The 8828-nt window shown below is 51.1% G+C and carries 12 protein-coding genes and 2 pseudogenes; 10 read left to right on the plus strand and 4 right to left on the minus strand.

What is annotated here, in order from left to right:
- The first annotated feature begins 59 nt into the window (after positions 1 to 59).
- From WLO32_RS07900 to WLO32_RS07910, 3 genes and pseudogenes are all read left to right on the plus strand, one after another.
- Positions 60 to 798, plus strand: a pseudogene (locus WLO32_RS07900) (phosphatase).
- Between the two features lie 26 nt (positions 799 to 824).
- The gene (locus tag WLO32_RS07905; RefSeq protein ID WP_435947845.1) at positions 825 to 1379 is read left to right on the plus strand and encodes a TorD/DmsD family molecular chaperone; all 555 of its coding nucleotides are present in this window, start codon (positions 825 to 827) and stop codon (positions 1377 to 1379) included.
- A gap of 104 nt (positions 1380 to 1483) precedes the next feature.
- Positions 1484 to 1960 carry a DUF1097 domain-containing protein gene (locus WLO32_RS07910; protein WP_435947846.1) on the plus strand — a complete coding sequence of 159 codons (477 nt, stop codon included), beginning with the start codon at positions 1484 to 1486 and terminating at the stop codon, positions 1958 to 1960.
- Positions 1961 to 2002: 42 nt separating this feature from the next.
- Here WLO32_RS07910 and csgG read toward each other — a convergent pair whose 3' ends face one another.
- From csgG to csgD, 4 genes and pseudogenes are all read right to left on the minus strand, one after another.
- Complete coding sequence (gene csgG / locus WLO32_RS07915) at positions 2003 to 2836, minus strand: curli production assembly/transport protein CsgG (protein ID WP_435947847.1); 834 nt, start codon at positions 2834 to 2836, stop codon at positions 2003 to 2005.
- 39 nt (positions 2837 to 2875) lie between these two features.
- Entirely contained in the window at positions 2876 to 3292 is a 417-nt protein-coding gene (csgF, locus tag WLO32_RS07920; protein ID WP_121267997.1) for a curli production assembly/transport protein CsgF, read from the minus strand.
- 9 nt (positions 3293 to 3301) lie between these two features.
- Positions 3302 to 3691 (minus strand): curli production assembly/transport protein CsgE, encoded by a 390-nt coding sequence (gene csgE, locus WLO32_RS07925; protein ID WP_435947848.1) that lies wholly within the window; start codon positions 3689 to 3691, stop codon positions 3302 to 3304.
- A 3-nt stretch (positions 3692 to 3694) separates the two neighbouring features.
- Positions 3695 to 4346, minus strand: a pseudogene (csgD, locus tag WLO32_RS07930) (biofilm master transcriptional regulator CsgD).
- Positions 4347 to 5120: 774 nt separating this feature from the next.
- On the opposite strand from csgD, the gene csgB reads away from it, so the two are divergent.
- The 7 genes from csgB (at position 5121) to WLO32_RS07965 (ending at position 8824) form a co-directional block, all read left to right on the plus strand.
- The gene (csgB, locus tag WLO32_RS07935; protein WP_435947849.1) at positions 5121 to 5576 is read left to right on the plus strand and encodes a curli minor subunit CsgB; all 456 of its coding nucleotides are present in this window, start codon (positions 5121 to 5123) and stop codon (positions 5574 to 5576) included.
- 48 nt (positions 5577 to 5624) lie between these two features.
- Complete coding sequence (locus WLO32_RS07940) at positions 5625 to 5981, plus strand: curli major subunit CsgA (protein ID WP_435947850.1); 357 nt, start codon at positions 5625 to 5627, stop codon at positions 5979 to 5981.
- 59 nt (positions 5982 to 6040) lie between these two features.
- Positions 6041 to 6370 carry a curli assembly chaperone CsgC gene (gene csgC, locus WLO32_RS07945; protein ID WP_435947851.1) on the plus strand — a complete coding sequence of 110 codons (330 nt, stop codon included), beginning with the start codon at positions 6041 to 6043 and terminating at the stop codon, positions 6368 to 6370.
- A gap of 132 nt (positions 6371 to 6502) precedes the next feature.
- The gene (locus WLO32_RS07950; protein WP_435947852.1) at positions 6503 to 6814 is read left to right on the plus strand and encodes a hypothetical protein; all 312 of its coding nucleotides are present in this window, start codon (positions 6503 to 6505) and stop codon (positions 6812 to 6814) included.
- Positions 6815 to 7030: 216 nt separating this feature from the next.
- Positions 7031 to 7753, plus strand: a complete 723-nt coding sequence (locus tag WLO32_RS07955) for a beta-ketoacyl synthase chain length factor (protein ID WP_435947853.1) — start codon at positions 7031 to 7033, stop codon at positions 7751 to 7753.
- Positions 7753 to 8607 (plus strand): lysophospholipid acyltransferase family protein, encoded by an 855-nt coding sequence (locus WLO32_RS07960; protein WP_435947854.1) that lies wholly within the window; start codon positions 7753 to 7755, stop codon positions 8605 to 8607. Before WLO32_RS07955 ends, WLO32_RS07960 begins: the two co-directional genes overlap by 1 nt.
- Positions 8552 to 8824, plus strand: a complete 273-nt coding sequence (locus tag WLO32_RS07965) for a phosphopantetheine-binding protein (protein ID WP_435947855.1) — start codon at positions 8552 to 8554, stop codon at positions 8822 to 8824. Before WLO32_RS07960 ends, WLO32_RS07965 begins: the two co-directional genes overlap by 56 nt.
- The last annotated feature ends 4 nt before the right edge of the window (positions 8825 to 8828 follow it).

Here is an 8828-nt window from a genome sequence, read left to right on the forward strand (position 1 = left end):
GCTAAAATTCAACGGCGATAACTGCTATCCTTGCGGGAAAGAGAGAAAAGGAGAGAGTCATGTACCCCGTTGACCTGCATATGCACACCGTCGCCAGCACCCACGCCTACAGCACCCTTCACGATTACATCGCCATTGCAAAGAGCAAGGGCATCAGGCTTTTTGCCATTACCGATCACGGTCCTGATATGGCCGATGCGCCGCACTACTGGCACTTTGTGAATATGCGCATCTGGCCGCGTGTGGTCGATGGCGTTGGCATTCTGCGCGGCATTGAAGCGAATATTAAAAATACCGGCGGGGAGATCGACTGTACGGGGCCGATGCTCGACGCGCTCGATTTGATTATCGCCGGTTTCCACGAGCCCGTTTTCCCGCCGCAGGATGAAGCTACGCATACCGAAGCGATGATTGCGACCATGGCCCGCAGGCGACGTACATATCATCAGCCATCCCGGCAACCCTAAATTCCCGGTGGATATTCCCGCCATCGCCGAGGCGGCCGCTAAATATAATGTCGCCCTTGAGCTAAACAACTCTTCCTTTACGCACTCCCGCAAAGGCAGCGGACCAAACTGCCGCGCCATCGCTGCTGCGGTGCGTGATGCGGGCGGCTGGCTGTCGCTGGGCTCTGATTCCCACACGGCGTTTAGCCTGGGCGATTTTGACGAATGTCGTAAGGTTCTCGCGGAGGTGGAGTTCCCGGAAGACCGCATTCTGAACGTCTCGCCGCGCCGCCTGTTAGATTTCCTTGAATCCCGCGGCATGGCGCCCATTGCCGAATTTGCCGCGCTTTAATTTCTACCCCTGAATGGATTGTTAGCATGAATGAGTTCTCAATTATTTGCCGTATTTTAGGATCGCTGTTTTACCGTCAGCCGCAGGACCCGCTGCTGGTGCCGCTGCTGACGATGATCCGCGAAGGGAAGCTGGCGGCAAGTTGGCCTCTGGAGCAGGACGAACTGCTGGCCCGGCTGCAGCAAAGCTGCGATCCGCAGCAGCTGGCCGCGGATTACAACGCGCTTTTCGTCGGCGATGAGTGCAGCGTTCCGCCATACCGCTCGGCGTGGGAAGAGGGCAGCCATGAAGGGGACGTACGCGAGTTCCTGAAAGAGCGCGGCATGCCGCTTGGCGAAACGCCGGCCGACCACTTTGGCACTTTGCTGCTGGCTGCCTCCTGGCTGGAGGATCAGTCGCAGGAAGATGAATACGAAGCCCAGATAGCTTTGTTCGATGAGTATCTGCTGCCGTGGTGCGGAACTTTCCTCGGCAAAGTTGAGGCCCATGCGACTACTCCTTTCTACCGCACGCTTGCGGCAATCAGCCGGGAGGCTATCCAGGCGATGCGCGATGAGCTACAGGAGTCGGAAGAGGAATAAATAGTGATTTGAATCACATTTATTGTGCAATAAGTCATCGTTTCTTTCATAAAGTGTGCGGCAGATCGTGGTTGAGCCGAAAGGCTCTGCTATGATACGCCGCCATGAACATACTCATTTCTCTCGCATTGACGACCGGTATCCTCTCAGGCCTTTGGGGCTGGGTTGCGGTAAGTCTCGGCTTGCTCAGCTGGGCAGGCTTTCTTGGCTGCACGGCTTATTTTGCCTGCCCGCAGGGCGGCCTTAAGGGGCTGTTTATCTCGCTTTGCACTTTATGCAGCGGGGTGCTCTGGGCGCAGGTGATTATTCACGGCAGCGCGCTGGCCCCGCATCTGGACATCCTTGGCTATGTCGTTACGGGCGTGGTGGCTTTCCTGATGTGCATTCAGGCTCGTCATGTGCTGCTGTCTTTTGTGCCCGGCACCTTTATCGGCGCCTGTGCCACCTTTGCCAATCAGGGTGAATGGCATCTTGTCCTTCCTTCTTTATTGCTGGGCCTGGCCTTTGGCTATGCGATGAAGAGCAGCGGGCTGTGGCTTGCGGCGCGAAAATCCAGACGGGCTGCGGCTATTGCCGAATAAAAAAAACCAGCCGAGGCTGGTTTTTTTATTTCCCGGCGGCTATCAGGCTTCCGGAGGCACCGACATTTCTTTGTATTTAACCAGGATCGGGTTCTTTTTATCGCCCGGATTTTTCAAATCCCACAGCCCGCGATCGATACCATCATTAACCAGGTAAATAACGCCCGTCTCGATAGCTGACATCAGGCACATCATTACCGGCTCATTGGTGGTGTAACCAATTTCGCCTTCTAACAGACGCTGGTAATCGACAAAGCGGAATACGCCGGCCTGCACTTCATAAGACAAAATTGTTTTACTGGTATTAACCGAAGACATCACCTCGCCGGTGCTGACGTCAACCACGCGCAGGTTGACGGCAATCTGGTCGAGCTGGTATTGCGTTTCGCCGCCGATACCGAAGTAACGCGCCCCAATACCGCCAGATTTCACATTGCTTTCATAGCCAATGATGGAGCCTTCAATCATGACGTTTGCCGCCACTAACGATTTCAGAGCCTGACGGTTATTGGCCGCAACGGTGCCGTTTTCCTGGGCCGCGCGGATAATTTTGCGCTCGTTGAGCAGGTTTTGTAATCCCTGACGCTCCAGCGGTATAAACCAGCGTGAATCTTTTAACGCGGTAACCAGCATCGCGGTGGCGCTTTGCGGTACGGCGGTGGAGAAGTTACTCGCCGGATAAGGTTTAAACTGACCTGTTTCATCCTGGATGTTATACACCGAGACAAACAGTTTTCCCGCAGCTTCCGGCAAATGCGTTAAATCGCGGTAGCTCTGGGCCCGAGGCATGAGTGTAGGCTTCGCAGCTTCTTTAGGTGGCGCGGCTAAACAACCACTTAATAAACACACTGCTACGATGAGAAAAAAGCGCTGCATGATGTTTATCCTTAAATACTTTTTGATTATTTAAATCCACTAAAAATCAGTAGAATTGTTTTGTAAGCCCGCGACCTGAATCGTTGAGGTCTTGCCGGTTTTTCTGTCGGTAATATTCATCGTTAGCTGCCCGTCAGCATTGGCGATATCCACAATGAAGTCATTGGTTACCAGACGCCCCGGTTTTCCGGTGTTAATGTTGGTAAGCAAGCCGCCCAGCAGCTGTGACTGAATCGTTTGTGTAAAGTTATCCAGAGCGGAGGGGGTCTCTATACCAAAGTTGTCGCTATAGCTGGGATCCTTATAAGAGTTCTGGGCCTGAGCCTCGTTAAGTAAAAACGGACCGTTATTTGGGTTGCCGCCAAAATTCGGGTTGGTAAACTGAAACGTCATATTTCCGCCCCATGCCAGCGGAGTAAAAACCAGCAGGGAAACAACTGCATAAGCTATACGCATCACAGCCTCCTAGAATTCATCGTGGGTTAAATCACCGGTGCTCAACAATACTTTGTCTACCTGCCGACGTTTAATTGCCTCATTGGTTTGCGCCAGTGCAATATCGACGTTGCGGTCGAAGTCGCGTTTTGTAGGGAATAAAAAAGCCTGAAAAATAACATCCTGATCGACAGTAATGGTTATCCAGCTTCCCCAACGGGCACTGGGTCGCTCATTTATAGTCAGGTTTCCGGTAAAGCTGCTTTCCCACTTATCGCTAAAGGCGCGGTAAAAGTCGTGACCCACGGAAGAAACGGTGTGATCCGTCAACAGCCCGGGAATTTCCACTTCAACGGCGCGAACGCCCCCGGAAGCGCACAGTAATACCGTCGCCAGCAGTAAAGCAGAGTGTATTTTCATAGCCTATCGCCTGAGATTGTCGTTTGCCCAGGAAACCGCCTGAGTGCGGTTTTTAACGGCTATCTTCTTGAATAAATTGTAAAGATGGGTTTTTACCGTATTTTCACTAATAAATAGCGACTGGGCGATTTCATTATTGGAAGCGCCAATACGTAATTTATTAAGGATTTCCTTTTCACGGTGCGTTAAGAGGGAAGACTCTGCGCTGTAGAAACGGTAGTTGCCTGAGTGATTAATCAAATAGCTGGCTAATTTTTGCGAGAAATAACATTCGCCGTCCATGACGCCGCGTATGCCTTCAATGACCCGCGGCTCTTCTTCTGAGGTATAAAACACGCCGCTGATATGCGGCCCAGTTCTCTATATCGCGGAATTGATACTCTTCAGGCGTATTGAGGAGTAATAATTTAACGCTGTTGTGTTTGCGGCTTAAGTTATCCTGCCAGTAGTTAATAAGCTTCTTATCCGCCTCGACCATATCGAATAACACCAGAACATTTCCCGCAATCTCATCAAGAGAGCGTTGAATGTTATGCAGTTTCCCGTTTATAGCCAAAGAAGACTTCAGGTGTTGTAATAAAGCTGAAGCCTGCAGCGAAGGTTTGGTGATCAACAACAGGGTATGACTATTTAAAGTATGGACTTCATTAAACATGATGAAACTCCACCTGATTTTTATGCACTATCAGCTGAATTAACAGAAAGTTAATTCCCCAGAAGTACTGATAAGTGCTGCACTGCTGTGTGTGAAATAAAACACCAGCCAGACACGCGCTTTGATACGGCTGGCATTGTGTTAAATAAAATGGTTACTGCTGAATTCAATCTAGCGGGAAGTAATCTTAAAGCAAGTGTTAAAGATGTTACACAATGTAACTGAAGATATTAAAATGTTTCACATAGAAATTTCTGCTATTTAAAATTGATGATAAAGTTGTACATCCTAATTAATTTGCATAGTTTTAAAAATCACACAATTAAATATATATTATTGATTTTAAATGATTATTTAATGAAATCTTAACGTTTATCGAATTTTAACATATGTAATTCTCAGCGCTTGCAATGAAACCTGCCGCTTCGTTTACAAAAAGATGCCGTGGTGACAAGGCTGTCCATTAATTCGTTAAAGATCCCCCAGGTACCACCGGCAAGACGGTGCACTCGAGCCTGCAGGCAGCAGGCGCGCCCATGTTTTATTGGCCCTGGTAATTGGTGTGGGAAGCAACTTGTTGGCCGCGGTGTTTTTAAATAACTCATGCTTTGGCATGAACATAAATATGAAAATACAACGTGCGGGTGAGATATTTTAAAAGTTTCGAAGGACATACTCATTTCCGTAACGCAGCCATAACTTCTTATCGATTGCGTTAACAATGAAATAATTTTGGCATATTTACCTGGCGGCATCCAGGTCCAGGATGACAACATGAAAAACAGATCGTTATTTATGGTGTTAGCATTGCTGGGTGCGCCTGGTTATGTAACGGCGGCAGGGTTTGACCTTGCTGCTTCAGAGTATAACTTTGCGGTCAATGAATTAAGCAAAGCATCTTTTAATCAGGCAGCCATTATTGGTCAACACGGCGTTAGTAATAATTCCGCGGTCGACCAAAGAGGGACCCGGCAACTTGCGGTAGTCTCGCAGTACGGAGGCAATAACCGCGCAAATGTCGATCAATCAGGGAGTTATAACCTTGCTTATATTTCGCAGACGGGCAGCGCCAACGATGCGGATATTAAGCAGACAGATTCTGGTAATACCGCTTTAATTGTCCAGAAAGGTTCTGGAAATAAAGCAAGCATTATCCAGACTGGTACGCAAAAAACAGCAGTTGTAGTGCAGAAACAGTCACAGATGGCGGTTCGTATTATCCAACGATAATTCACCAACCATTTGGGCTTACATTCTCAATCCGATGGGGGTTTTACCATGAATTTATTCAAAGTGGCAGCATTAGCAGCGGTAGTTATTTCCGGTAGCGCTATGGCCGGTCATTACCCACAAAATAGTCAGGGCCATGAAAGCCTGAGTATTTATCAGGAAGGTGTAAACAACGTTGCGCTTGCCGATCAGGGATCGTCTCCAGATGCTTCAATTGATATTAAATCATTTGGCTACAATAACTATGTGAAAGCAAACCAGTCTGGCGCTTCTGATTCAGATACTTTTGTTGTGCAGTCTCAGGGTGGTAAAAACACCGCGATCACTACCCAAACTGCTGATAACTCTACTATTGCAGTTACCCAGGTTGGTTGGGGTAACTACGCCAATGCTTACCAGCATTAATAGTCAGACTGCGCTATAAAAAACAGGGCCCCGGCCCTGTTTTTTATTGGGAGGAAGAGATGCATACCTTAATTTTGCTGGCCGCGCTGGCTAATCAGCTCACTTTTGATACCCGGCAGCTGGGAAATATTTTTACCATCGAACCCGTCGCCACGCTGACGACCGATTGCCGGTGCGCCATGAAGCTTACGGCCATGCGTTCTGGCAAGGCCGGGCAAAGCACCAGCAGCCAGAGTTCCACCGTCGCGATCAAGGCCAATGAACCGATAAAACTCGCCAGGCTGAGCCTGAATATCGATCCCGGCGACAGCGTCACCCTCACCGTAACCCTGACGGATGGCAAAGACATTAACCTGCAGCAGCAGTGGACGCCGCCGGGCAAGATCTAGTTTTGCTATTTTGTTTAAATTATGTAATGAGATTGTTGCGATTATTTCGTCTGTATACCAATGTTTAACTGTAGTGATTTCGTTATCTGCCGATAACTTTATTTAAAGACTACAGGTATGAGGGTACGGATTATGATAAACGCTACTTTTAAGAAGTTTCTCTGTGCTGCCGTATTAGCGATGCTCTCGCCCCTGCCGCCGGCCGCCGCTGATGGCGGGACAATTCATTTTCGGGGTGCGATTGTCGAAGGGGGATGCGGTATTACGCCGCAGGACCAGCAGGTGGTTTTTTCCTGCTATAAACAAGGCAAACCAGCCACTTTCACCGTGGCCCTGAGCGAGTTAGCCGAGGGTGTTGTACGTAGCGACAGCCTGATACATACCGATATTCAGTACCTCGATTCCCAGCGCCGCCTGGCCCTGGTGAATATCACCTACCAGTAAATACAGCAACCCGGCGGGCACGTCGGGCGATGAGTTTTTCCGCATACTGATTTATTTCATCTCAGGTTTTGTTACTATTCCGCGCCGTTGCAAATTTCCGCGGTGAAAAAAATCTTCTTCAGGAGATATCCCGTCGGTTTGAGAGTTATTCCATAGCCCGCGACAATAGAAAATATTATACCTGCGGGCCGCAGCAGATGAATGATGGTAGCGAAAATGAAGTTAGCGTTTAACCTTGTCGACTGGCAGGCCTGCGCCCCGGGCTTATCTGATGCCGCGCAGTGGCTGGCGTGGGGCAAAGCGTCCCCGGTAATCGATGCGACAGCCGCCATCGCCAGATGCACACACTTACCCATGATGACCGCCCGTCGTCTGGCGTCGGGCAGCCGCCTTGCGGTAGACGCCGCTCTGGCGGTGCTGGCGCGCCAGCGGATTGACGCTCTGGTTTTCGCCAGCCGCCACGGCGAGCTCGAACGCAACTTCAGGATCCTGACCGCGCTGGCTGAGCAACAGCCGGTTTCGCCAACGGATTTTGCCATGTCGGTCCACAATTCGGCGGTTGGCAATACCACTATCGCCGCCGGCCTGCCTTTAGTTTCATCTTCTGTATCCGCCGGCCGGGATACCTTCGGCCAGGCGCTGGTCGAAGCGGCTGCCTTTCTTCACGCAGGCTATAAACGCGTGCTGCTGGTGGATTTTGACGGCGCCATCCCCGATTTTTATCAGCCTTTGCTGGCACACGAGCCGCCCACTTTTCCGTACGCCGTCGCGCTGGTGCTGGAAGCTGGTTCGCATCTGCGGGCGCAAAGCGTTCCCGACGCGCATCCTGCTGTCGCCCCTCTGCCGCAAAGCCTCAGTTTCCTGCATGCCTGGCTTGGCGAAGCACCGAATTTCGCGTTTCGCGGAGAAAGGCTTCTGTGGCAGTGGAGCCGCGGCTGATGCGGCGCACATGCCTGCAGCGTCTTAACTGGTGCTGGCGCGTCGTGATGACCGGCTGGCTGTTTATCCTTTTTGGCAGCGGCGGCCTTGCGCTCTCGCTGCTGTGGTTTAATTTGCTGCTGGTTTTCGTCCCGAGTCGCCGCAGGCGGCGTAATATCGCCCGCCGCAGCATTGCCGCCAGCTTTCGGTTATTTTTGCGCATCGGGCGCTTTCTGGGCGTTTTCGACTATCAGTTCAGCGGCGTGGAAAACCTGCGCGGCGATAAAGGCTGTCTGATCGTTGCGAATCATCCCACGCTGCTGGATTATGTTTTTATTGCTTCGCAGGCTCCCGAGATTGGCTGCCTGGTCAAAGCCGGCCTGGTCAATAATCCTTGTTTCAGAGGCGTTATTCGCGCGGCGGATTATTTAATTAACAGCCAGGGCGAAACGTTGCTGCCGGAAAGCCAGCGGCGGCTGACGGCGGGGGAAACGATACTTATTTTCCCCGAAGGCACGCGGACGCGCCCCGGCGAGCCGCTGGCGATCCAGCGCGGCGCGGCGCAGATTGCTGTTCGCAGCGGCTGCCCCCTGCGCCTGGTGCACATTTATTGCGACCAGCGCTATCTCGATAAGCAAAGCCGCTGGTATCAAATTCCGGCGCGTAAGCCGATGATTAAGGTTTCGGTGCAGCGGCGAATAGAGAGCCTGGATTTTGTCACGACGCCCGACGATGCCCCGGCGCTGGCGGCGCGTCGCCTGAGCAATTATTTACGTCAGGAATTAGTTCCTGATTCTCGCAAAGATCCGGAAAGCAAATATGGACTCCTTAAAAAACGATATAAAACAACTGATAATCGACACGCTGAACCTTGAAGAGATAAGCGTGGACGACATTGACAGCGAGGCGCCCCTGTTTGGCAACGATGGCCTGGGGCTTGACTCCATTGACGCCCTTGAGCTGGGTTTGAGCGTAAAAAAACGTTATGGCGTGACGTTATCCGCTGAAAACGAAACCCTGCGGCAGCATTTTTACTCTGTGGCCACGCTGGCCGCTTTCATCGTCAGCCTTAATCCGGCGCACGACGCCTGAATGA

Source organism: Dryocola mayonis (assembly GCF_051307045.1).
Classification (GTDB): domain Bacteria; phylum Pseudomonadota; class Gammaproteobacteria; order Enterobacterales; family Enterobacteriaceae; genus Dryocola.